This window comes from Enterococcus sp. PF1-24 (genome assembly GCF_029893325.1).
Classification (GTDB): Bacteria; Bacillota; Bacilli; order Lactobacillales; family Enterococcaceae; genus HY326.
In genome coordinates, this window is record NZ_JARXWL010000014.1 from 1 (window position 1) to 24710 (window position 24710).

A 24710-nucleotide genomic window follows, 5' to 3' on the forward strand; every position below is an offset into this window, starting at 1 on the left:
CTTCTTTTTTATTTTACTAGAAAAAACGCATGAAATGAACGATTTTTCGTTATTTCATGCGTTTTTTGTTAGAGACTTTTGTCACAGCCCCTTTTTCGTTTCTATAACCGGTAAATTATTTCTTCAACATCTCAGCTAACGCTGTTTGCCATGTAGGAATTTCAAAGCCTAAATCTCGGGCTTTGCTTAAATCCATCACAGAATATTGTGGGCGTTTGGCTTTTTGCGGATATTCTTCAGAAGTTACTGGCAAGACATTGACCTTTGTGTCTTTTAAAATTTCTTTTGCGAAATCAAACCAAGTACAGCTGTTTTCGTTAGATAAATGATAAATGCCAAATGGCGCGGCTTTTTCCATGACAAAGACCATAAATTCAGCTAAAGTTCTGGTCCAAGTAGGACGACCAAATTGATCGTTAACCACTGTTAATGTATCTCTTGTTTCTGCTAATTTTTGCATAGTAAAGACAAAATTATGACCGTAATTACCAAAGACCCAAGACGTGCGGATAATATAGTAATCCTCTAAAATTTCTTGAACCACTTGTTCTCCTAATAATTTAGTACGACCATATTCACTTTGTGGGTTGGTTGCCGCATCGGTTGCGTACATGCCTTCTTTTAAAGTGCCATCAAAAACGTAGTCAGTTGAAATATAAACTAATTTTGCCCCGACAGCTTTAGCTGCTAAAGCCACGTTGCGGGTGCCAGTTACGTTGATTTTTTCATCAAGCTCTTTGCCTTCATCTTCAGCTTTATCAACAGCCGTGTAAGCTGCACAGTGATAGATTAAAGTCGGTTTGATTTCTTGAATCAGCGCCATGGTTGCTTCCGCATCGGTGATATCCATTTCTCCTGCATCAGTTGAAATATAGTCTAGTTTTTTTTCATCTAAAAGATGTCGTAATTCTGTACCTAATTGTCCATTACCACCAGTTAGTAAAATCATTTATGCCACATCCTTCTTTTCATTTAAAAATCTTCTAGCAAAAAAGAGTTGGACATAGCCGACTTCCGTTATATAAATCCCGACACACTAAGACCTTGCTCCTGCGGTCCCGTAGGTCCTCGTCGCAAGCGGATTCTTGCCTTTGACAGAATGTTTAGCGATATTGAGATTTGACGGAAGTTAAGGGCTTAATGTCCACTCTTTTAACAGTTAAAATTATTGTCCGTTTTTCGCGTAGTTATTTTCGACAGCTTCTTTTTCAGCCTGCCACCAATCTTTGTTATCAGTGTACCATTGAATGGTATCAGCTAAACCATCGCGGAAATTAGTAAATTCTGGTTGCCAGCCTAATTCTTCTCTTAATTTTTGAGAATCGATGGCGTAGCGTAAATCATGACCAGGACGATCATTAACATGGTCGTAAGCATCTTTTGGTTGACCCATTAATTCTAAAATTAATTCAATCACCATTTTATTATCTTCTTCACCATCAGCACCGATTAAGTAAGTTTCGCCAATTTTACCTTTAGTTAAAATAGTCCAAACCGCTGATGAATGGTCATTGGTATGAATCCAGTCACGAACGTTTTTACCCGCGCCGTATAATTTTGGCTTAATGCCACTTAAAACGTTAGTAATTTGGCGGGGAATAAATTTCTCGATATGTTGGTAAGGTCCATAGTTATTAGAGCAGTTAGAAATGGTCGCTTGTAAACCAAACGAACGCACCCAAGCTTTCACCAATAAATCTGAACCAGCTTTAGTTGAAGAATACGGGCTTGATGGGTTATAAGCTGTTTCGGCAGTGAATTTTTCACCGACACCTTCCCCATGACCTGGTAAATCTTCTCTTAATGGTAAATCTCCATAAACTTCATCAGTTGAAACGTGATGGTAGCGCACATTATGTTTGCGACAAGCTTCAATTAAAGTGTATGTACCAATAATATTGGTTTGTACGAAAGGAAATGGATCTTTTAAGGAATTATCGTTATGAGATTCTGCGGCATAATGCACGACAGCATCCGTCTTTTGGACCAAACGCTCAACTAATTCAGCGTCAGCGATATCGCCAACGACTAATTCCACACGGTCTTTAGGTAAGCCAGCAATATTTTTTTCATTACCGGCATAAGTTAGTTTATCTAAAACAGTGACATGGATTTCTGGGTGGTTATTGACAACATAATGTACAAAATTTGAACCGATAAAACCGGCTCCACCAGTTACAATAATATTTTTCATAAGTTAAATTACGCTCCTATTCTAAATGGCTAGCTACGCTTTAAATTTCGCCATAAACAAAATCATTTTCTGCTGCAAATTCTTTTAAAGTTGGATGTTTGCGGTCTTTTTCAGAAGTGATCGCTTTATCAATGGCAATTGGCCAATCAATTTGCAAATCTGGATCGTCAAAAGCAATGCCGCCATCCGCTTCAGCGTTGTAATAGTTATCACATTTGTATAAGAAATTAACGTTAGGGGTTAAAGTCATAAAGCCGTGAGCATAGCCTTTTGGCACCAATAATTGACGGTGATTATGCTCTGAAAGAATATAACCTTCCCATTGACCATAAGTTGGGCTACCTTTACGGATATCAACAATCACATCTAAAACAGCGCCCGTTACTACGCGAATTAATTTCGTTTGCGCAGCTTGGCCTTTTTGGAAATGTAAACCACGTAAAACACCAGCTTCGGCTGATAAAGAATGATTATCTTGAATAAAGTTAAAATCAATACCTGCTGCTTTAAAATCTTCAGCTGAATAGCTTTCAGTGAAGAAACCACGGTGATCGCCAAAAACGGCTGGTTCGATAATTTTTACATCAGTTAGTTTGGTTTCAGTTACTTTAATTTTTCCCATGTTTATGCTTCTCCTACTAAGTGAATTAAATATTGGCCATAGGCATTTTTCTTCAAAGGCTCAGCTAAAGTTAGCACTTCTTCTTTGCCAATGTAGCCCATGCGATAAGCAATTTCTTCTAAACAAGCGACTTTTAAGTTTTGACGCTTTTCAATCGTTTCAATAAAAGTTGACGCTTCTAATAATGATTCATGGGTGCCGGTATCTAACCAAGCAAAGCCACGGCCCATCACTTCAACTGATAAATCGCCACGTTCTAAATAAACTTTATTAACGTCAGTGATTTCTAATTCGCCACGATCAGAAGGTTTGATATTTTTAGCGATTTCCACGACATCATTATCGTAGAAATATAAACCCGTTACAGCATAGCTAGATTTTGGTTGGGCTGGTTTTTCTTCAATAGATAAAGCTTGCATATTTTCGTCAAATTCAACTACACCAAAACGTTCTGGATCGTTAACGTGGTAACCAAAAACAGTTGCGCCAGTCGATTTACTAGCTGCGCGTTGTAACATTTTTGATAAGCCCCCACCGTAATAAATATTATCTCCCAACACTAAGCAGACGCTGTCAGAACCGATAAATTCTTCACCGATAATAAAGGCTTGCGCCAATCCATCAGGGCTTGCTTGCACAGCATATTCAATATGAATCCCTAATTCATGACCATCACCAAATAATTGTTCGAATCTTGGCGTATCTTCTGGTGTTGAAATAATCAAAATGTCTTTAATTCCCGCCAACATTAAAGTTGACATTGGATAATAAATCATTGGTTTGTCATAAACCGGCATTAATTGTTTAGATGTTGCTTTCGTTAGTGGATATAAACGCGTTCCTGATCCACCTGCAAGAATAATTCCCTTCATATAAGAAACCTCAATTCATTTATTTTTTCGCAAATTTTATTTGCTTATTTATTTCATGATAAAGATAAAAACTTAAAGTGATTATCGACAATAAATTATAGCATACCTTCAAAAAGATAAAAAGCTATGTTACAAAGACTTAACATAGCTTTAATGATTAGTCATTAGTAAGAAAGCCGATTTAACGCTGAAAATAACAACTGTTTTTAATTATAAGCAGGCTTATTATGACAAAAAAATAGCTCGCCGCCACCAATAGCAGTGGCATTGAGCTAAAAATTTATTTTTTCTTCAACCAGCGTTTCTTCTGTTCTTCACGGAATTCTTTATTACCAAAAACTTTGAAAACATACATTAACGGCTGTCGATTAGGCCCCATTAAGCCAATTAACTCTACAAAAAGCTCTAAACCGACTAAGACTAAAACAAAGAGCAACACTGTTGACCAAACTGAATGATTATAACTTAAAATCAAAGCGACGAAAGAAAAGATTAAAGCTAAGCCGTAAATCGTTAAAACCGCCCCTTTATGAGTAAAACCTAGGGAAATTAAGCGATGATGCAAATGCATTTTATCAGCAGAATAAATTGGCCGATTGCTTAAAAAACGACGAATAATCGCATAAACGGTATCAGTAATCGGTACGCCCATAATTAACATTGGCGTAATCAAACTGATAATTGTGGCATTTTTTAAACCTTGTAATGATAAAACCGAAATCATAAAACCTAAAAATAGCGCTCCAGTATCCCCCAAATAGATCTTGGCAGGATGGAAATTATAAGGAAAAAAGCCAATAATTGCCGCAATTAAAACGAAAATAATAATTGCCACATAAAAATTAGCGGCAGTTAGAAAGAAATAACCTATCACGCCAATCGTAAATAAGGCAATAATTGAAACCCCAGAAGCTAAGCCATCCAAGCCATCAATAAAATTCAGAGAATTAGTAATCGCCACAATCCACAAAATAGTTAAGGGAAATGATAGAAAACGCAAATCAAGAAAACCGACAATTGGTAAAGTGATACTATCAAAATGCACCCCTGCCACAAAATAAATCTCACAAGCTGCAATTAAAATCCCAGCCATTTTTTTCAGTGGAGATAGTTCTTTGACATCATCAATTATCCCAGTAATAACGATAATCAACGCCCCTAATAATAAAGGTAGTAATTTACTTTTAGGAATTAAATCATCAAATAAAATTAAAGTCGAAAAAGCAAAAGCACAAAAAATTGCCAAACCACCCATCGTTGGCATAATTTTTTTATTAATTCTTCTAGGACCCGGTACATCAACCGCCCCAATTCTAAAAGCTAATAGTTTAACTAAGGGCGTTAATATCAGTGAAATAAACACGGTAATAATCAACCGCACAATCACAGTAACCATAGTATGCATAAAGGCATCTCTCTTTCATTCAAAATCAAGTAAAGCATATCATCAATAACACATTTCTACAAGACTAAAAAGCGGAAGGCGTTTGCTCAACTCCCGAGTAAAATGCATAAAAAAATATTAGCGGTGTTCTATACCGCGGATTTGTTTATCATTTTATCGAACGGAGTTAACGCCTGCAGCTGGATTACCTAAAAAGTGGAACAAGCTGGTCAGCCCCCGAGTAAAGTGCAAGAATAAATTGTAGTGGCGTTTTCTGCCGTGAATTTCATTTATTATTTTTCCAGTAAGATTAACAAATCCAAAACTCTCATTCCTTTTTTATTAAGAAAGGGATAAATAATCTTGGGAGATTGATTTTTCACTGGTTTTTCAGTAGTATTATACTGATATTCAAAAAATTTAAAATTCATTGAATTTATATATAAATTAAGGGGCGACCTATTATTAAATCCATCGCGATTAGTATTGTTACTCACAACAGTAGTGAGGCAATTCAAACTATAGAGAATTTGAAACAGGAAATTCTGCCGAACTTTCCGGCTGAACTTTTCATCTTTGATAATCACTCTAGTCCAGATTTTCAAAGACAATTAGCAGAAATAGCCACTGAGCAGATTCATGTGACTTATCATTCAGAAAATAAAGGCTTTGGTTTTGGCCATAATTACAATGCCCAATTAACTAAAAGCACTTATTTTTTGATTTGTAATCCTGATATTTTAGTAGAAAAACAAGCGTTTCAACAGCTATTGACTTATTTAGAAAGTCAGTCAGATACCGCTTTAGTGGCACCAAAAGTGCTTTATCCTGACGGGGAAACCCAATATTTATTGCGCCAACGCTTAACGGTTTTCGATTATGCTTTGCGCTTTGTACCTTTTGGTTTTGTGAAAAAACTATTTAATCGGCGTTTGACTCGTTTTGAATGTCGAGAATTGACGGACCAAAACACGATTCAAGAAATTCCCTTTGTTTCCGGTTGTTTTATGCTTTATCGTAAAAGTGATTTTGATGCAATTGACGGCTTTGATGAGAATTTCTTTATGTATTTTGAAGATAATGATATTTGTCAAAAAACCCGCCAAGCTGGCAAAAAAATCGTTTATTTTCCAGAAGCCAGCATTGTTCATTTTTATGCTCGTGATTCTCATAAAAGTAAAACAGCTTTCACCATTTTTATGAAATCAATGAAAACTTATTTTAACAAATGGGGTTGGCAACTTTTTTAAACAACCTACCTAAAAGGAGAAAAGGACTGTTTATATGCAGAAAATCACCTTGATTTTAGTGATTTACCAAGAGAAAATTGCTCAGCTGCCAATCTTTTCTTTATTAACAGCGATTGCGAATCAAAACCGATTTCAAGTTATTCTTTATGATAACAGCCCAACGGCTCAGGAAAATCCTTTATCAGCAGAGAATATTACTTATTTTCACGATGCTAGCAATCCTGGTTTAGCGAAAGCTTATAATTATGGGTGGCATAAAGCCCAAGCAAATCACTCCAACGCTTTATTGTTATTAGATGATGATACGGAAATTTCGCTAAATTATTTGGAAAAATTAATGAAAATTGAGCTTACTGCTGATTTAGGTGCTATTGTGCCGTTGATTTTTGCCGAAGAAACACAAATTTCACCAGTTGCGGCTGAAGATTATATTAGCAGCAATCATCAAAATTTATCTGCGGGTAAAACTAGCCAGCGTTTAATGGCGATTAACTCGGGGGCTTGTATTCCCCTTGCTGTTTTGAATCAGATTGGTGGTTTTAATGAAGCTTTTCCTTTAGATTTTTTAGACCACTGGTTTTTCTGGCGACTTTATCAAGAAAAATTAGCTGTGGAAATTTTAGACGAAAAATTGCAACATCAATTATCCGTTTTAGATTATCAGCAAGTTTCCCCACAGCGCTATTTAAGTATTGTAATGGCTGAAAATTTATACTATCGCGAATACGAAACAACTCTGCAAAAAAGACATCGCCAGCAATTATTTTTACGCTTATTAAAACAGTTTTTATTAGTTAAAAATCGTAAAATTTGGCGAATTACTTGGCAAGAATTAACGAAAAAAACGAAATGAGGTTGGCTTTGCCATGATTTCTGTTTGTTTGGCGACCTATAATGGCGCCCAATTTATTGAAAAACAGTTACGCTCAATTTTAGCTCAGCTAACTGCTACAGATGAAGTAATTATTGTTGATGACAACTCAACGGATCAAACGTTAACGATTATCAAAGCGTTGCAACAAGATTATTCAGCCAGTGTTAACATCTATCAAAATAAAAAAAATCTTGGCCCGATTGCTTCTTTTGAAAAAGCCTTAACTTTAACGAAAGGTGACTATATTTTTTTCAGCGACCAAGACGATCAGTGGTTTCCTGAAAAAGTAGCCAGCGCTTTAGCGGCTTTTCAAAAAGATAACAGCGACTTATTTCTCCACGATGGTGTGGTCATTGGGCCACAAGGTGAAGAATTAGATGCTTCATGGAATCACTACCACCATAATCAAGTACAGCAAGGACTCTTAGGAAATCTTAAAAAAAATGCTTATACAGGAGCGATGATGGCAATTTCTCGGCGATTAGCCGATGCCAGTTTGCCTTTTCCGGCAAAAATTGAAATGCACGATCAATGGTTTTTCCTAGTTGCTAAGAAACGCAATTTTAAAATCACTATCTCTGAAAAAGCTTTAATGAACTATGTGCGCCACGGCAATAATGTCACGGGCATGCACAAACGCCCGCTAACACAACAACTCCTTGGCCGCCTACAAATGTTAAAAGCTTACTTGTTTTATTCAGCTAAAGAAAAAAACAACAAGTTAGGTTAATTTATAATAATTTTACCAATTTTTAAACTTATCCATAAAGCTTGTCTGACAAGCTCTTTTTAAAGTTAAAAAAAAGCTTATTGAATCTTAATAAGAACCTTTCTTGCTTTTACATGGCTGTTTCTGTAAAATTGGTGTGTTAATCTATTTTATATAGAAAATGTTTTAATAAATAAGAAAAAAAGTTATCGCTTTTGAAAGGAACTCAATTTATGTTTACTGAATTAAAAACGTTTGTTAAAGAAATTTATCAAAATAAACGGTTACTGTTACAATTTTCATTTAATGATTTTAGATCTCGTTATGCTGGTTCAACTTTAGGGATGTTTTGGGCCTTTGCCAACCCAGTTGTAACGGTAGTTACTTACTGGTTTGTTTTCGGTATGGTTTTCAAAAACCCCAATCAAGAATATCCGCAAATTGTTTTGTTACTAACTGGTTTGGTGCCTTGGTTCTATTTTTCTGATGTTCTTGGCTCAGGAACTGGCGTTTACCGCGAGTATAGCTATTTAGTAAAAAAAGTCGTCTTTAACATTCGGATATTACCGACGGCTAAACTTATTTCTAATTTGTATATTCATGGCTTTTTCGTAGTTATCGCTTTAGGCGTAACGATTAGTCAAGGCTTTATGCCAACGTTACAAATTTTACAAATTTTCTACTATCTATTTTGTTTAATGATGTTTTTAACTGGTTTAACTTGGATTACTTCTTCTATCCAACCCTTCTTGCCAGATATTAACCAATTTATTGCGATTATTATGCAAGCTTTAATGTGGGGCACGCCAGTTTTATGGGATATTAGCAGCTTTGCTAACCACCCAACGATTTTGTTCTTACTGAAATTTAATCCACTATATTATGTGGTTCAAGGTTACCGCTCAGCTTTCTTAAATCAAGGTTGGTTCTGGGAGCATTGGGCATTAACAGCTTATTTCTGGGGCGTTACTTTCATCTTATTAATAGTAGGCAGCTTAATGTTCAAACGCCTGCGCCCACACTTCTCAGATGTATTATAAAAAAATAAATACCTTAATATAAGAACGCAAGGCTTGAAACTAAAAATTTATAGTTCTTCCTTTGCATAAACAAGGAGCTTTTTATGTCAAATTTAGCAATTGAAATTAATCATTTAACAAAAAAATATAATATGTACGCCAAACCTTCTGACCGTTTCAAAGAAGCTTTAAGCCCGAAACGGAAAAACTATCATGACGTTTTTTACGCTTTAAATGATGTCAATATTAAAGTGGAACCTGGCGAAATGATTGGCTTTATCGGTGAAAATGGTTCTGGTAAATCAACTTTATTAAAGATTATTACTGGCGTTTTAACCCCTACTGAAGGGGAAATGAAAATCAACGGTAATATCGCGGCCTTACTGGAATTAGGTTCTGGTTTTAATCCGGAATACTCAGGCTACGATAATATTTTCCTAAATGGCATGGTTTTAGGCTTTAGCCGTGAAGAAATGGAAAACATGGTAGATGATATTATTAAATTCGCTGATATCGGCGACCACCTTTATCAACCTTTAAAAACCTATTCAAGCGGGATGACTGTCCGTTTAGCTTTTGCTGTGGCAATTAATGTTGATCCTGATATTTTAATCGTCGATGAAGCTTTAGCTGTTGGGGATTTAGAGTTCCAATTAAAATGTATGGAAAAATTCACTGAATTTCGGAATGCTGGTAAAACCGTTTTATTCGTTTCTCATGATGTCAATGCAGTTCGTCGTTTCTGTGACCGGGTTTATTGGTTAAAACATGGCGTAGTTGAAGCTGAAGGCGACACCATGGAAATCACTGAAGAATACGAAAACTTCTTAAAGAAAAAATCTTTAAAAACCGTTGACCGTGAAAGCACTTCGGTGGAAGAACATTCTGCTTACGATATCGTTGAAGTCAATCAAGCTGAGCTGTTAGATGAAAACAAACAACCTATTCAAGATATCGTAATTCAAGATAGCAAAGTTTTTGTAAAAGTTAAATATACTGTTAAAAAAGTTGATGTGAAGCGCCCTGTTTTAGGGGTAGCCATTCGAACAGTGGATAATCAATATGTTTGCGGGTTAAATACTTTATTAGATGACGTTGAAATTCCTTGGGAACTTGGGGAAAATGAGTTTTTCATTGAATATAGTAAAATGGCGTTACTTGGTGGCGAATACTATTTTGACGTAGCGGTTTTTGAAGAAAATGCCACGGTGCCATTTGTTTACAAAACGAAATTTTTAACAATGTTTATTACAGGGAAATATGTTGGTGAAGGAATTGTTGTGTTAGATCACGTTTGGAAGGAGCAGGCATAGCCATGAAGTATGATTTTGATTTATCTTTAGAAGAGCATACCAGTGTCGGCAAAATTATTACCCAAATTCCTGCTGGTTCTTCTGTTTTAGAGTTTGGTCCTGGTAATGGTCGCATGACTGAGTATTTAGTGAAAGAAAAAAACTGTCAAGTAGCCATTGTGGAATTTGACCCTGAGCTTTATCAAAAAGTAATGACTTTTGCTAACGATGGTTTTTTAGGAAATATTGACACTTTTGAATGGGTGAAATATTTCGCTAATCAACAATTTGACTATATTATTTTCGCTGATGTATTGGAGCATTTAACCAATACTGAAGAAGTTTTAAAAACTTGCCGCGACTTTTTAAAAGAAGCCGGTCGTATTTTAATTACATTTCCTAATTTAACCCATAATTCCGTTTTAATCGGCTTGTTTAACAACGAGTTGGATTGGAAAGAATATGGCTTACTGGATCATACTCACAATACTTTCTTCACGCAACATGGTTTTGAAGCTGTCTTTCAGCGGATAGATTTACATATTGCTATTGAAGATTTCACTTACGCCCAAGTGGGCCAAAACGAAATTGAAACGAGCTACGAGCAATTACCATTACCTAGTCGCTATGATTTTCAATCTCGCTTATTTGGTGAAGTTTATCAATACTTTTATTCATTAAGCAAAACACCAGTAGCTGAACCGATTCGTCAAACACCGATTAATTCTAATTTCATTAAAGAAGTGGTTTTAACTTATCAATATACTGATGAAAAAGAATCTGGCATGTATTTATTTAATAATACAACTGGCGAAAATAAAGTTTCCACTCATCAAATTGCTGAAAATGTGCGTTCTTTAAAAATTTATCCTTTGAAAACTTCTGGGATTATTGCTTTTAGCGCTACTATTGACGGTGAAGAAGTCACACCTTTAGAAACAAACTTTATTACCAATGAAGATGAGCTATATTTGTTCTCTAACAAAGAAACCCGTCCTTACTTTTTATTTGATGGTGCAGACATTGCTGGCAAAGAATTAGTCCTATCTTTGGATATTCTCAGTGAAAATCAATTTTATGATATTGAAGAAACAGCTTTTTATCAATTAGTTGAAACTAAGAAAACCAGCCAAGAAAAAATCAAACGGATGGAATCGCATCAAAAAGCCTTGGAAAACGACCAAGAGCAGTTAATTCAACGTTGTCAGCAATTGAATCAATTAGTTGATGACAGTACTTTGATGAAACTTGCCATTTTAAAAGATAATTCAACTTATCGTCCTTATTCAAAAGACTTAGAAACAGAAATTCATTTAAATATTGAGATGATCGATTTAATTCCTGATGAAGGAAAAACCGTGATTCATGGTTGGGGCTACAGCAAACATGATAAATTACCTTTAATTTATGCTTCCCCAGCTACCCAAGGGGCTTACTTTAGAGTAACCACTACTTTAAGACCTGATGTCATTGATTCTTTTGATTTAGTTGAAAAAGAAAAATATGGTTTTATTTTAGAAATTGATCATTTTATCGCTAATAAAACTTTGAAATTAATCGTGGCTGACCATACTGGTAAAGAATGGAAGCTGAAATTTAACCGTTTTAACTTAAGCAACGCTTCTTCGACTGCTCGCTTACGCCGAGTGTTAGGTTCGATTAAAAGAAACGGCTTAGGAACTAGCTTGAAAAATTGGCAAGCCCGCAAAAATAATCAAAGTGCTTATGATTTATGGATTGCTGAATATGAAAACTATGATTGGGATGCTTTGAAACAACAAGCTCAAGCTTTTACTTATCAGCCGAAAATCTCAATTGTCGTGCCTGTTTATAATGTTGAAGAAAAATGGTTAATGGCTTGTGTCAACTCTTTGAAAAAGCAAGTTTATTCAAATTGGGAACTTTGTTTAGCCGATGACGCTTCTACTGAAAGCTATATTAAACCCTTATTGGAAAACTTAGCTAAAGAAGATAATCGCATAAAAATCACTTTCCGTGAAAAAAATGGTCATATTTCAGAAGCTACTAATTCAGCGATTGAGTTAGTAACTGGAGAATATATTGGCTTTATGGATAACGATGATGAGCTAGCGCCTAATGCTTTATTTGAAGTAGTCGCGGCTTTAAATCAAAATCCGGCAATTGATTTTATTTATACAGATGAAGATAAGATTACCGTTCGTGGTCAACGCTTCGATCCTTTCTTTAAACCTGATTGGAATGAAGAACTATTATTAGGTCATAACTATATCACCCACTTTGTAGTGGTGAAAAAAGATATCGTAACGACTCGTGCCGGTGGCTTACGCCATGAATTTAACGGCAGCCAAGATTACGACTTTGTTTTACGAGCAACGGAAGTAGCTGAAATTGTTCATCATATTCCAAAAATTTTATACCATTGGCGCACCATCGAAACGTCAACGGCCTTAGATCCACAAAGTAAAGAATATGCTTACACAGCTGGTAAAAACTCAGTACAAGCTGCTTTAAATCGCCGCAATATCCCGGCTGAAGTAGTTATGACTAAAAACTACGGGGCTTATAAGCCAAAATATACAATGGAAAAAGCACCTTTCGTTTCAATTTTAGCGATTGGTGAAGAAAAAAATGTCGGTACTTGGTTAGATGGCATTTTAAAACAAACGGTTTATCCTAACTATGAAATTTTAATGTCGGCACGCTTCACCACAGCAATTGGCGATTTAGATAAACGGATTCGCTTTGTAGCTGGTGCTAACATTAATGAAATGGCCGCTAACGCTAAGGGAGAATATCTAGTTTTCTTAAATGAACTATTAACGCCCAAAAGTCGTCAATGGTTATCAGAGTTAGTCAGCAGCGGGCAAAGAGCAACAATTGCTGCCGCTACTGGTAAAATTAATTCTGAACACGAAGTCGTTTTAAATGTCGGTGTCGCTTTAAACCAAGAAAAAGAACAGTTGGAATTTGAACAACGGGGTGCTTCTAGCAAAACGATTGGTTCTTATTTCCGACCTGTTTTACCAAGAGAAATTTACGCTGCTACAGCTGATTTCTTATTGGTTAGCAAAGCTGATTTCCTTGCAGTTGGTGGCTTTGATTTAAACTTAGCCCAAAACTTATGGGGTGTTGATTTAACGATGCAATTGCGTAATCAAAAAGGCAAAATTATTTTCCAACCTTATAGTGAAATGGTAAGTGCTGATCAAACACTCTTTGATACCCCGCTACCAATCGCTGATTTACAAGGAAAATATAGCGCCGCTGAATTAAATGACCCTTATACCAACGAAAATATTTTTCTACTTTAATTGATTGCTAGCCTGAGGTTGAGGAAATAAAAGCTATTAATTAATTCTCCTGCCTAAAGCTACTAAAAATAGACAGCTAGAATAATTAATGGCTCTCAACCTCATTTTTTTATGAAAGGACTTTCCTTATGAACGCAACGAAAACAATCTATAACATTGATAAAATTGAAAAAAATCGCAAAACCAACGAACTTATTATCAGTGGTTGGGCTTTTGACGAAGCTAACAAAACGGCCACTACTATTTCTGTTCCTGAAGAGCAAGTTAGCAATTTTTCAGTTACCAACCTTTATCGTAGTGACGTGATTATGGTGCATAAATTAAGCGCCAAAGAAGAAGTTGGCTTTGAAATTCGCTTGACTCCTAAAAATGTCGCTACTTTGCCAATTACTTTTGGTGAAAGTGAAATTTATCAGTTAGATACCAAACAAAAATTCACCTTCACCCCTGAAAGTGAATCAGACTTAACGAAGCTTTTACGAAAAACCCGCAAAGGCTTAGGCTATTTAAAACGCAATGGTTTAAAACGTACTTTACAACGGGTGCAATTGGAACAAACGAAAAATACCAACGAAAATTATCAACAGTGGATTGCCGAAAATGAAAACTGGCAAAGTGAAGCAATTTTAGCAGAAATTGAAAAATTTGCGTACCAACCGAAAATTTCAATTTTGGTGCCTGTTTATAACGTGGAAAAAGTTTGGTTAGATAAATGTATTGAGTCAATTGAAAATCAATATTATAGCAATTGGGAATTATGTATTGCCGATGATGCTTCAACAGACCCAGAAGTCCGGAGAGTTTTAGACGGCTTTGCTAATCGTGATGACCGTGTGAAAGTTTATTATCGTCCAGAAAATGGTCATATTTCCAAAGCAACTAATTCAGCTTTAGCGATTGCCACTGGAGAATTTGTCGCGCTATTAGATAACGATGATGAATTACCAGCAGTTGCTTTGTATGAAGTGGTTAAATGTTTAAATCAAAATCCCGAGCTAGATTTAATTTACAGTGATGAAGATAAAATTGATTTAGAAGGTCAGCGTTTTGAACCAGCATTCAAACCTGATTGGTCGCCAGATTTATTACTTGGTACCAATTATATTTCTCACTTAGGGGTTTATCGTAAATCTTTAATGGACGAAATTGGCGGTTTCCGGGTTGGTTATGAAGGGGCGCAAGATTACGATTTAGTTTTACGTTTCACTGAAGCAACTAGCAGTCAACGAATTGCTCATATTCCAAAAGTTTTATATCATTGGCGAGTGTTACCGACTTCTACCGCTGCTGACCAATCTACCAAAGGCTATGCTTTTGAAGCTGGTTTAAAAGCAGTTAGTGAAGCTTTGCAACGACGGAAAATTTCTGGTTATGCTACTCACGCTGCTGGCAATGGTTTATATGATGTTCATTATGAAATCTTGAAAAAAGAAAAAGTCAGCATTATTATTCCCACTAAAAATGGTTACGAAGACATGAAACGCTGTCTGACTTCGATTGTTGATAAAACGGATTATGATAACTATGAAATTATTGTTGCTGATAATGGCAGTACCGAAGAGCGGATGTTTGAGCTTTATCAACAATTCGGCCGTGAATTAGGAGAAAACTTCTCTTATCAAACGATTGATATTCCTTTTAATTTCTCTAAAATTAATAACATCGCTGCTGCAACTGCCAAAGGCAACTATTTGCTATTTTTAAATAATGATACGGAAGTCATTTCGCCTGATTGGTTAACGAAGATGGTTTCTTTTGCTCAGTTAGAACGAATTGGTTGTGTGGGAGCTAAATTATATTATCCTAACCACACAATTCAACATGCCGGCGTTATTTTAGGTTTAGGCGGTGCTGCTGGTCATGGGCACCATACTTTCCCCCAAGGCGACTTCGGTTATTATGGCAAGTTAGAAATCAATGTTGATTATTTAGCGATTACTGCTGCTTGTTTAATGGTGAAAAAAGCTGATTTCGACCAAGTCGGTGGCTTTGATGAAGAATTAACCGTCGCCTTTAATGACGTTGATTTATGTTTGAAAATTTATGAATTAGGTAGAAATAATATTTGGCTTCACGGTGTAGAATTATTCCACTTTGAATCACAATCTCGTGGTTATGAAAACACACCCGAAAAACAAGCTCGTTTCCAAAAAGAAACGGCTACGATGGAAACTCGTTGGCAGAAATATATTGATAATGACCCTTACTACAATCCTAACTTATCAAGAACTTCCGGCGATTTTTCAATTCGTGTAAAAGCATAAAATGAACCCCAGGGAACAAAATCAAGTGAAGTGATTTTATTCTCTGGGGATTTTTTTAGTTTGATACTTTACTTTTTGTATAACACAACAAATTAAAAATCTTTTAAATCCCCCTGATACTCTAGTGTAACGCCTTTCTTATCTTCTTTTTTCCTGCTATCTGTGTTATATTTATCTTTGGGAAAAAATTCGGAAGGGTTTGCTTTATGGTATATACAACTTTATTATTAATCATTTTATTTAACTATCAGTTTTTTCAATCATTTGAGAAGAAACAGCTATTTACGCTGTTTAAAATCGCAACCCTCAACTTAATTATTTCATTTAAATACTATACGATGTTCGTGGGCATCCCGACATTTAAGCAGCTACCTCATTTACTTTTTGGAGCTGACGAAAAATTACTAATCGCCTCCCTCGTTGCGGCCGCACAAATTTACTTTCTATTTTATCTCTATTATCGTTTACGAGAAAAGAAAGTTTTCGTGCCTCGCTATCAAGAAAATTTAAAATTAAATACCTTACGCATCCAAATAATTTTGAAAAAATTCATTAGTGGTGTGGCGGCGTTTTTAATTACTCTGAGTTTTCTCTTTTTATTTGCTTGTAATTGGGCGATTAGCTATTTCGGGAAAGTTGATATTAACCAAATATTGTTCACTTTAAGTCAGCCCTTAGAAGGCTCTGGTAGTGAACAAATTGAAAATTTTGTCTTCTCACCTTTATTAAACAGTATTTTGTGTAGTGTTCTAGTTTGGCTAGTAGTCAATCATTTGATTCAATTTAAAATTAAATGGAAAAATAGCGAAGAAAAGCCATCGTTGAAAATTTGGAAATACCTTTTATTTCCGGCTTCAATTGTGATTTTTGCTACCAATTTATACTTAGGTCTTTCTGTTTTTGGCATTAAAGAAATTCGGGCAGCTCTGTTTGAAAATACGGAATTTTATGAAAGCTATTATAAAAATCCCGCAGAAGTCGAAATTACTTTTCCCGAAAAGAAACGCAATCTGGTTTATATTTACTTAGAATCTATGGAATCTTCTTATCTCTCACAAGATTTAGGTGGCGTAAAAAAAGAAAATCTGCTGCCTAACTTAGCGGAATTGGCACAGGAGAACACTCATTTTTCTAATACTGAGAAATTAGGTGGCGCTTTACCCCTTTCAGGCGTCAACTATACGGTGGGGGCAATGGTGGCACAAACTTCAGGAATTCCTTTAAAAACTAGTTTAAATCAAGATGTGCCGGAACAAAAAGCTGGTAATAATTACGGGGAAAATATTGAAGCCTTTTTACCGGGCGTTTATTCACTAGGAGAAGTTTTAGCTGAAGAAGGCTATCAACAGCAGCTGTTTATTGGCTCTTATGCCCGCTTTGCCAGTCGTGATAAATACTTTAAGCAGCACGGGGAATATCAAATTATGGATTATCCTTACGCTCATGCTAATCAGTGGATTCCTTCAGACCACTATGTTTGGTGGGGTTATGAAGATGAAATTCTCTTTGAACTAGCAAAAGAGCAAATCGTCAAAACCGCAGCAAGTGGTGAGCCGTTTAACTTTACTTTGTTAACCGCGGATACCCACTTTCCTGATGGTTATATGACAGAAAACACGCCAGAAATTTTTGATGACCAATATTCAAACGTCATTCACTATGCCGATGAAATGGTGGCTGATTTTATAACGTTTTTACAAGCACAACCTTTTTATGAAAATACCACGATTATTATTTGTGGCGACCATATTACTATGGACCAAACGTTTGCCGCTAGCGTACCAGATGATTATCAACGAACTGTTTATAATTGCATTATTAATAGTCCAGTTGAAGCTAGCAAAACACAAAATCGGCAATTTTCAGCCTTAGATTTATATCCGACAACTTTAGCAGCTTTAGGAGCGCAAATCGAAGGAGAACGCTTAGGCTTAGGAACCAATCTTTTTTCTAAGCAACCAACTTTAATCGAACAATTAGGCTATGACACCTTAGATTTAGAGCTACAAAAAAAATCAACCTTTTATGATGATGTCTTATTAGGGAAAAAACGTGAAGAACCAACAGACGAAAAAAAGCAGGCTGAGAAATAAACTCAGTCTGCTTTTCTTAATTCTTTTAAGCGTGTTAACATCCCTACTCGCTCTTGAACTTTTTCCCCTGTAGTATATTCCGCCACCACAGCATTAATTACACCGCCGAGAATCATCACCACCGAAGCAAAATTCAACCACAACATCAAGACGATGAAGCTCCCAATAATTTGATAACCACTTAACGTAGTCACAAAAAAACTTGAGTAAAGACTAAAAGCTTGCGAAAGCAATAACCAACCCGCTGTGGCAAAACACACTCCTGGAACGATTGAGCGAAAAGAAGCTTTAGCGTTGGGCACTAAGAAATAAACTAACATCATAATCACAAACAAGCCAATTAAAGTCACTGGCCATTTTAAGGTTTGAAAAGTTACCAACCAACTGTTAGGCAGCTGTAAAATCGGCGTTAAATAATCTAATATCATTTTTCCATAACCTAAAACGACTGTTACTAAACCTAATGCTGCTAATAAAAAGACAATCATAAAAATTGATACGATGCGTACCCAGATAATATTGCCCCGTTGTTCCACACCATACGCTTTATTCATAGCCGTCTGCAAAGCGTTAATACTTTGGCTAGCAGACCATAAAACCGTAAGCGCCGAAACGGACAATAAACTACCAGAACGTTGCGTCAGCAACCCTTCAATCGCCGGTTTCAAAAAATCAAAAATTTCAGCTGGCATCATCTCTTGCACGTAAACAAGCACCGTTGAAACTTCAATTTTTAAGAAAGGTAAAATATTCCCTACCGCAATCAATAAAGGAAATAACGAAAGCATCAAATAATAAGCAACAATCGCCGCATGATTAATAATGTCTGCTTCCGTCATGCGTTTATAAACCACTCGGATAAAAGTCGAGAGCTTCAACCTTTGTTTCCATTTTTCAATCATTAAACTTCTCCAAGATTACTTCTCTCTAAACTGTATGAGATGAAGATTTTTTATTTCAAATAGCAATTAATAATTTTTTTCTTCCCCTTGAGAAGTTAAAAGGATTGGTCCTTCTTTAGTAATCGCAATTGTATGTTCAAATTGGCAACTTAAGCCACCATCTCTAGTGTAAGCCGTCCAACCATTATCATCCATCTTCATTTTCCAAGTCCCCGTGTTAACCATTGGTTCGATGGTAATTACCATACCTTCTTTTAAACGTAAGCCTTTGCCTTTCATGCCATAATGAGGTACCGCTGGGTCTTCATGAATTGTCGGACCTACGCCATGACCGATAAAATCACGCACTAAACCGTAACCTTCACCTTCCACATAAGTTTCAATGGCATAACCAATATCACCAATGCGATTGCCTACCACCGCTTGTTCAATCCCTAAGTATAAAGCTTCTTTACTGACAGCCATTAATTTATCAATTTCGGGTGTTGATTCTCCCACTACATAAGCCCAACAAGAATCGGAAATCGCACCATTTAAGTCAATACACATATCAACTTTAACTAAATCACCAGATTTTAAAGGCGTTTTACGTGGAAAACCATGACAAATTTCATCGTTGATACTAATGCAAGTAGCATATTCATAACCTTCAAAGCCAATTTGCGCGGCAATGCCACCATGGCTTTCAATAAAATTCCGCACAAAAACTTCAATATCCCAGCTAGTTACGCCAGGTTTAATAAAAGTTCGCAAATTACGATGAACATCCGCTAAAAGTTCCCCAGATTTTGCCATTTCTTCAATTTCACGTTTTGATTTTAATGTAATCATATAATAAATTTCCCCTTACTTTTATAAATCTTATCATATCATCTAATTGTAACACTATGTTAGGGTTTCGTCATCAAAGTAAGCTTTAAAAAACAACAAATTTGTGCTATATTATGTATTATTAAAATACTGTCTGGAAAGGTCTTGCTAAATTGCTAATTGCTAGTATTGTTATTTCATTTTTAGTCTGTCATATTTTAAATCTCGTTTTTCATCGAGAGCAGTCATATAAATTAGTTCCCCATGTCAGCTTGTTTAATTTTATTATTTCATTGCGCTGCTACACGTGGTTCGTTACAACACCAACTTTAGACGAGTGGTTGCCAACGATTTTAGCAATTGATTTATCCGGCTTTATAGTTGTTATTTTAACAGGCTTACTCATCTTTTTAGGAATGTATCTTTATAACTATTTATTTGATAAAAAAGTTCTAACCTCTAGATTTACTACTGAAAAACCTGCGCAAAAAGCCGAAAATAAATTACGAAAGTTACAAATTAAAGTCTTACTGCAACATTTTTCAAACTTTATAGCTTTCCTAATTATTTTTATTGGCTTCCTCTTCCTCTTTGCTTGTCATTGGGCATTGGATTATTTCGGTGAAGTTGATATCAATCAAATTTTATATACGCTACAAGCACCTTTATCAGGAACAGGTAATGAGCAAATCGAAAGCTTTTTAAGTACACCTTTACTTACTAGCCTTTTTTGCAGCTTATTAGTTTGGTTAGCATTAAATCTTTTACGTCGTACCAAATTAGCCGAACGCAAGCGACCTGAAAAAATATCAATTAAATTTTGGCGTTACTTATTATTACCTAGTTCGCTACTGATTTTATTAACTAACCTTTACTTTGGGGTTTCCGCTTTTGGTTTAGATGAAATCAAAACAGCTTTCTTTGATGAAACCATTTTTTATGAGCAATACTATGTAATGCCTGAAGATGTTGAAATTACTTTTCCGAAAGAAAAACGCAATCTGATTTACATTTATGTGGAATCGTTAGAAACTACTTATTTATCAACTGGCCTAGGTGGTACACAAGAAGATAATTTATTACCAAACTTAACTTCACTAGCTGAAGAAAATATTAATTTTTCAAATACCAATAAATTAGGTGGCGCTTTAAATCTACCTGGTACAAACTTTACCGCGGCCGGCATGGTTTCGCAAACCGCCGCTACTCCAATTAAAACCAGTCTTACGCAAGGAGCTAACGAAGGGGATGCCGGAAATTCTTACGGTGAAAAAACCGACCGCTTTCTTCCAGGCGTAACTTCGCTAGGTGAAATTTTAGAAGAAGAAGGTTATCGCCAACAGCTATTATTAGGCTCAAACGCCGTTTTTGGTGGTCGAAGAAAATACTTTACCGAGCATGGTAATTATGAAATTTATGATTACAACTATGCGGTACAATTTAAAGAAATCCCTGAAAACTATTATGTTTGGTGGGGTTATGAAGATGCTAAACTCTTTGAATTTGCTAAAGAACACGTTTTGGCTTTAGCCGAATCTGATCAACCGTTTAACTTCACTATGTTAACGGCCGATACTCATTTCCCTGACGGTTATAAAAATAGTAATACCCCTAACTTGTTTGATGATCAATACAGCAATGTCATTTATGGCTCTGATGCCATGATTGCTGACTTTATCGCTTTTATCCAAGAGCAACCTTTTTATGAAAATACGACGATTGTCATTTCTGGCGATCATCTTAGTATGGATCAAAAATTCTTTGAAGATATTTCTGATAATTATCAAAGAACTGTTTTTGATATTATTATTAACAGCCCTGTTTCAACTAAGAACACGAAAAATCGTCAATTTTCAACGTTGGATCTCTTCCCGACGACTTTAGCTGCTTTAGGAGCTAAAATTGAAGGTAATCGCTTAGGTTTAGGCACAAATCTATTTTCTGATTTGCCAACTTTAATAGAAGAATTAGGTTATAAAGATATCTATCGAGAATTACAGAAAAAATCTTTATTCTATGATGATGTGATTATGCAAAAAGGAAAAACTACAACAAGTAGTACTACTGAAACAACGACGACTAGTAGCTCACAAACTTCAACAACGAGCGATACAAGTACCGTTCAGTCAGAAGCACCTTTACCTGATTTTACTAATCCGCTTAAGCCGTTTGTGCCTGATGAAAGTCCGACTCAGAACTATTCACCACCAGTCAACAACGTGACGCCTGGTTCTTCCGGCAATACAACGAATACACCTCCGGCTGTTCCGACACCAGAACCTACGCCGGAGCCTGACCCAGTGCCAACTCCTGAGCCGACACCGGAACCCACGCCTGAGCCTGAACAAAATCCAGAGCCCAGTCCAAGTCCGGAACCTACGCCAGAACCCACGCCTGAGCCGACACCGGAACCATAAACTTAATGACTACCAGAATTTCATCGGTAAATTCTGGTAGTTTTTTCTTTTAAAATTAAGCCAATCAATAAGGTTGATTTCTCTATCCTATCAATGATATGCTTAGTACTGCTGATATTTTTATTATTTAGCAGATTATAATGAATAAGGGGAAAAACGAAATGACTTTAGCTAAAATTGTTTTTGCCAGCATGACTGGTAATACGGAAGAAATTGCTGATACAGTAGCAGAAACTTTAGAAAATATGGATATCACGGTTGAGATTAATGAATGTACTTCCGTTGATGCCAGTGATTTTGCTGATGCTGATATTTGTATCGTTGCAACTTATACTTATGGTGACGGCGAGCTGCCTGACGAGATTGTTGATTTTTACGAAGATTTACAAGAACTTGATTTAAAGGGTAAAATTTTTGGTGTTTGTGGCTCGGGGGATACTTTTTATGAATGGTATTGCAAATCAGTTGATGATTTCGAAGCAGCTTTCGCTAAAACTGGTGCTACCAAAGGCGCTGATAGTGTTAAAGTTGAACTAGCAGCCGAAGAAGAAGATATTCAAAATTTAGAAGCTTTCGCTAAAAGTTTAGTAGCGGCTTTATAAAACTTAAATCAAATGCTTTATCATGATGCTTTCTGATTTTTTCGGAAAAACTCATGGTAAAGCTTTTTTTAATTCCAAAGAAATTATTACTAACATTACAAAAAGATTGCAGAATGTTTTCTAAGGTGTTACAATTCGTTTAGTCAAAGAAATTAACTTTGATGTTTATTAAATAAGAAAGGTAGGCAAAGAAGTACTATGAAAAAATCATTATTTTATGTTGGAGCAGCATTAACTCTTGGTGGTGGCTTATTTTTAAGTCAACAAGCAGATGCGGCTACTGCTTATCGCTTGTACAATCCTAACAGCAGCGAGCATTTTTACACAGAAAAGGATGCAGAAAGAAATCAGCTTTTCGATCTTGGATGGCACTATGAAGATTTAGCATGGACCACACCAGAAAAAGGTGCAGCTGTTTATCGCCTGTATAATCCAAATTCTGGTGATCATCATTACACCACTGACAAAGGTGAAGCCGATGGTTTAGTCAAACATGGTTGGTTACAAGAAGAAACCGCTTGGTATTCTGCTGAAAGCAAAGCGGTGCCGATTTATCGGGCTTACAACCCTAATGCCAAAACGGGCAGTCATCATTACACAGCTTCACAAGCTGAAATCAAAGAATTAGTAGCGCTAGGATGGAAAGAAGAAGGCATTGGTTGGTATGCCGAAGTTTCCGAAATAAGTAAAAATGTCATTCCTGAAGAACTAAGAGGTAATTTTATCGGCACAGGTGTTGTTGAAAATGAAAAAGTAACTCATCCAGTGGCAATCACTGCCAATAGCGTCCTTTACGGTGGTCATTTGTATTCTGTTTATGAAGCAAAGCAGACAGATACACAAATTGAATTATTCTGGGATCACATTGATTCTGATGAAAAAGATCCTGATGCTCACCGCAATGTGCCATTTGTATTCAAAAAAGATAAAAATCACTATGAATTACAATTAGGCCTTATTAGCGTCATTATTAAATAGTAATAAAAAAACTGCAGGAATTTTTAAGATTCCTGCAGTTTCTATTTTTTTAATTAGCGGCCATACCAAGCGATACCTTCATTTTGCCAGCCAGAAGCTAACAAGTTTTGGAATTCAGCTTGAGAAGCTGTGTAGTGATGACTCCCCACTGCTACGTAAGGATTGTAAGCACGATATAATGCTACGCCTTGATTAACATCAGAGTACCAACCCACACCTTCATCTTGCCAACCAATACTTACTAAGTAGTTTTTTTCTGAGCTACTTAAAGTGTAATGGTGATCACCTGAATTAGGATTATAAACACGGTAAACTTTATTGCCAGAAGTTGGTGCATACCAACCAATACCTTCATAGTTCCAACCCGCAGCAGCTAACTGATTTTTTTCAGCTTCGCTACTCGTATAGAAATGTTCACCTGTGTTAATATTTTGGAAACGGTGCATCGCAACTTTATCACCTGTTGCTGGCGGTGTTGGTGTTACTTCACCCCCGCTAGTATTTAACACTCTTCTTGCAAAATCAGGTTTATAGTATTGCATATCAGTTGTAATCACACTTGTTTCAGAAGCGTGAATATATTGATTATTACCAATATAAACCCCTACGTGATACGTTGCCCCCCGGGGACCAAAGAAAACTAAGTCGCCGACTTGTAAATTATCCAAGCCAACTTCAACCCCTTGTACTTCTTGTTGATAAGTAATGCGATCCATTTTAATACCTACTGCATTTTGGAAAACATAAACCACTAAACCAGAGCAATCAAAACGATCTGGACCGTTACCACCCCAATCATAAGGTTTTCCTAGTTGTTGTTGTAATAATGATAAGACTTTTGATTGTTGATCTGATAAACCAGCCCGCATCGTAAATGGTGCCACGGCAGTTTCTTCCATTTCAGGCATATTGATAAAGTTAACATATTGTTCATAGCTATAGCCAGCTTCTGCTGCGCCACTAGCTTCATAAGCTTCGACAGACAATTCTTCATTCGGCTCTTCAGCATTTGCTTCCATAGAAAAGCCTAATGCTAACGTTAGTAAAAACGAGCATACTAATAATTTACGCTTCATTCAAATTTCCAAACCCTTCTTTTTCATAATTTTAAAAAATATTGGTTATCAATTCATAC

General features: G+C 36.1%; 19 protein-coding genes. 11 read left to right on the top strand and 8 right to left on the bottom strand.

Translation table 11 applies throughout. From position 1 onward, the window contains the following. Positions 1 to 115 precede the first annotated feature (115 nt). The 5 genes from rfbD to M2139_RS07625 all read right to left on the bottom strand — a co-directional run bounded on the left by rfbD (position 116) and on the right by M2139_RS07625 (position 5093). Positions 116 to 949, bottom strand: coding sequence for a dTDP-4-dehydrorhamnose reductase (gene rfbD, locus M2139_RS07605; protein WP_280738230.1), 834 nt, complete (start codon positions 947 to 949; stop codon positions 116 to 118). Positions 950 to 1165: 216 nt separating this feature from the next. Further along, positions 1166 to 2194, bottom strand: coding sequence for a dTDP-glucose 4,6-dehydratase (rfbB, locus tag M2139_RS07610; protein WP_280738231.1), 1029 nt, complete (start codon positions 2192 to 2194; stop codon positions 1166 to 1168). Positions 2195 to 2234: 40 nt separating this feature from the next. Then, complete coding sequence (gene rfbC, locus M2139_RS07615; protein WP_280738288.1) at positions 2235 to 2807, bottom strand: dTDP-4-dehydrorhamnose 3,5-epimerase; 573 nt, start codon at positions 2805 to 2807, stop codon at positions 2235 to 2237. A gap of 11 nt (positions 2808 to 2818) precedes the next feature. Beyond that, entirely contained in the window at positions 2819 to 3688 is an 870-nt protein-coding gene (rfbA, locus tag M2139_RS07620) for a glucose-1-phosphate thymidylyltransferase RfbA (protein WP_280738232.1), read from the bottom strand. A 280-nt stretch (positions 3689 to 3968) separates the two neighbouring features. Further along, positions 3969 to 5093, bottom strand: coding sequence for an MraY family glycosyltransferase (locus tag M2139_RS07625; RefSeq protein ID WP_280738233.1), 1125 nt, complete (start codon positions 5091 to 5093; stop codon positions 3969 to 3971). 464 nt (positions 5094 to 5557) lie between these two features. Here M2139_RS07625 and M2139_RS07630 point away from each other — a divergent pair, with 464 nt between their 5' ends. From M2139_RS07630 to M2139_RS07665, 8 genes are all read left to right on the top strand, one after another. Further along, positions 5558 to 6322: a glycosyltransferase gene (locus tag M2139_RS07630; protein ID WP_280738289.1), complete on the top strand. Its 765-nt coding sequence runs from the start codon at positions 5558 to 5560 to the stop codon at positions 6320 to 6322. A 34-nt stretch (positions 6323 to 6356) separates the two neighbouring features. Further along, complete coding sequence (locus M2139_RS07635) at positions 6357 to 7175, top strand: glycosyltransferase (protein WP_280738234.1); 819 nt, start codon at positions 6357 to 6359, stop codon at positions 7173 to 7175. A 13-nt stretch (positions 7176 to 7188) separates the two neighbouring features. Beyond that, the gene (locus tag M2139_RS07640; protein ID WP_280738235.1) at positions 7189 to 7926 is read left to right on the top strand and encodes a glycosyltransferase family 2 protein; all 738 of its coding nucleotides are present in this window, start codon (positions 7189 to 7191) and stop codon (positions 7924 to 7926) included. A 212-nt stretch (positions 7927 to 8138) separates the two neighbouring features. Further along, on the top strand, positions 8139 to 8945 hold the full coding sequence (locus M2139_RS07645; protein WP_280738236.1) for an ABC transporter permease: 807 nt from the start codon (positions 8139 to 8141) through the stop codon (positions 8943 to 8945). A gap of 83 nt (positions 8946 to 9028) precedes the next feature. Continuing rightward, a complete protein-coding gene (locus tag M2139_RS07650; RefSeq protein WP_280738237.1) occupies positions 9029 to 10237 on the top strand; it encodes an ABC transporter ATP-binding protein in 1209 nt (402 codons plus the stop codon). A 2-nt stretch (positions 10238 to 10239) separates the two neighbouring features. Then, the gene (locus M2139_RS07655) at positions 10240 to 13509 is read left to right on the top strand and encodes a glycosyltransferase (protein ID WP_280738238.1); all 3270 of its coding nucleotides are present in this window, start codon (positions 10240 to 10242) and stop codon (positions 13507 to 13509) included. Positions 13510 to 13637: 128 nt separating this feature from the next. Further along, entirely contained in the window at positions 13638 to 15773 is a 2136-nt protein-coding gene (locus M2139_RS07660) for a glycosyltransferase family 2 protein (protein WP_280738239.1), read from the top strand. 206 nt (positions 15774 to 15979) lie between these two features. Continuing rightward, a complete protein-coding gene (locus tag M2139_RS07665; protein WP_280738240.1) occupies positions 15980 to 17866 on the top strand; it encodes an LTA synthase family protein in 1887 nt (628 codons plus the stop codon). Between the two features lie 2 nt (positions 17867 to 17868). Here the strand turns inward: M2139_RS07665 and M2139_RS07670 are convergent, their stop codons facing one another. Both M2139_RS07670 and map read right to left on the bottom strand, forming a co-directional pair. Further along, positions 17869 to 18768, bottom strand: coding sequence for a YihY/virulence factor BrkB family protein (locus M2139_RS07670; protein WP_280738241.1), 900 nt, complete (start codon positions 18766 to 18768; stop codon positions 17869 to 17871). Positions 18769 to 18834: 66 nt separating this feature from the next. Beyond that, the gene (map, locus tag M2139_RS07675) at positions 18835 to 19599 is read right to left on the bottom strand and encodes a type I methionyl aminopeptidase (RefSeq protein ID WP_280738242.1); all 765 of its coding nucleotides are present in this window, start codon (positions 19597 to 19599) and stop codon (positions 18835 to 18837) included. Positions 19600 to 19751: 152 nt separating this feature from the next. Here map and M2139_RS07680 point away from each other — a divergent pair, with 152 nt between their 5' ends. The 3 genes from M2139_RS07680 to M2139_RS07690 all read left to right on the top strand — a co-directional run bounded on the left by M2139_RS07680 (position 19752) and on the right by M2139_RS07690 (position 23575). Then, on the top strand, positions 19752 to 21995 hold the full coding sequence (locus tag M2139_RS07680; protein WP_280738243.1) for an LTA synthase family protein: 2244 nt from the start codon (positions 19752 to 19754) through the stop codon (positions 21993 to 21995). 161 nt (positions 21996 to 22156) lie between these two features. Continuing rightward, positions 22157 to 22597: a flavodoxin gene (locus M2139_RS07685; protein WP_280738244.1), complete on the top strand. Its 441-nt coding sequence runs from the start codon at positions 22157 to 22159 to the stop codon at positions 22595 to 22597. A 198-nt stretch (positions 22598 to 22795) separates the two neighbouring features. Beyond that, positions 22796 to 23575 (top strand): hypothetical protein, encoded by a 780-nt coding sequence (locus M2139_RS07690; protein ID WP_280738245.1) that lies wholly within the window; start codon positions 22796 to 22798, stop codon positions 23573 to 23575. A gap of 53 nt (positions 23576 to 23628) precedes the next feature. Here M2139_RS07690 and M2139_RS07695 read toward each other — a convergent pair whose 3' ends face one another. After that, positions 23629 to 24651, bottom strand: coding sequence for an NlpC/P60 family protein (locus tag M2139_RS07695; protein ID WP_280738246.1), 1023 nt, complete (start codon positions 24649 to 24651; stop codon positions 23629 to 23631). Positions 24652 to 24710 lie beyond the last annotated feature (59 nt).

Bases quoted from the DNA above. Each gene is read 5' to 3' on its own strand.
- rfbA (WP_280738232.1), bottom strand. From the start codon at position 3,688: ATGAAGGGAATTATTCTTGCAGGTGGATCAGGAACGCGTTTATATCCA.
- M2139_RS07635 (WP_280738234.1), top strand. From the start codon at position 6,357: ATGCAGAAAATCACCTTGATTTTAGTGATTTACCAAGAGAAAATTGCT.
- M2139_RS07670 (WP_280738241.1), bottom strand. From the start codon at position 18,768: ATGATTGAAAAATGGAAACAAAGGTTGAAGCTCTCGACTTTTATCCGA.
- M2139_RS07625 (WP_280738233.1), bottom strand. From the start codon at position 5,093: ATGCATACTATGGTTACTGTGATTGTGCGGTTGATTATTACCGTGTTT.
- M2139_RS07690 (WP_280738245.1), top strand. From the start codon at position 22,796: ATGAAAAAATCATTATTTTATGTTGGAGCAGCATTAACTCTTGGTGGT.
- M2139_RS07685 (WP_280738244.1), top strand. From the start codon at position 22,157: ATGACTTTAGCTAAAATTGTTTTTGCCAGCATGACTGGTAATACGGAA.
- M2139_RS07655 (WP_280738238.1), top strand. From the start codon at position 10,240: ATGAAGTATGATTTTGATTTATCTTTAGAAGAGCATACCAGTGTCGGC.
- M2139_RS07665 (WP_280738240.1), top strand. From the start codon at position 15,980: ATGGTATATACAACTTTATTATTAATCATTTTATTTAACTATCAGTTT.
- M2139_RS07695 (WP_280738246.1), bottom strand. From the start codon at position 24,651: ATGAAGCGTAAATTATTAGTATGCTCGTTTTTACTAACGTTAGCATTA.
- rfbB (WP_280738231.1), bottom strand. From the start codon at position 2,194: ATGAAAAATATTATTGTAACTGGTGGAGCCGGTTTTATCGGTTCAAAT.
- M2139_RS07645 (WP_280738236.1), top strand. From the start codon at position 8,139: ATGTTTACTGAATTAAAAACGTTTGTTAAAGAAATTTATCAAAATAAA.
- rfbD (WP_280738230.1), bottom strand. From the start codon at position 949: ATGATTTTACTAACTGGTGGTAATGGACAATTAGGTACAGAATTACGA.
- M2139_RS07640 (WP_280738235.1), top strand. From the start codon at position 7,189: ATGATTTCTGTTTGTTTGGCGACCTATAATGGCGCCCAATTTATTGAA.
- M2139_RS07650 (WP_280738237.1), top strand. From the start codon at position 9,029: ATGTCAAATTTAGCAATTGAAATTAATCATTTAACAAAAAAATATAAT.
- map (WP_280738242.1), bottom strand. From the start codon at position 19,599: ATGATTACATTAAAATCAAAACGTGAAATTGAAGAAATGGCAAAATCT.
- M2139_RS07660 (WP_280738239.1), top strand. From the start codon at position 13,638: ATGAACGCAACGAAAACAATCTATAACATTGATAAAATTGAAAAAAAT.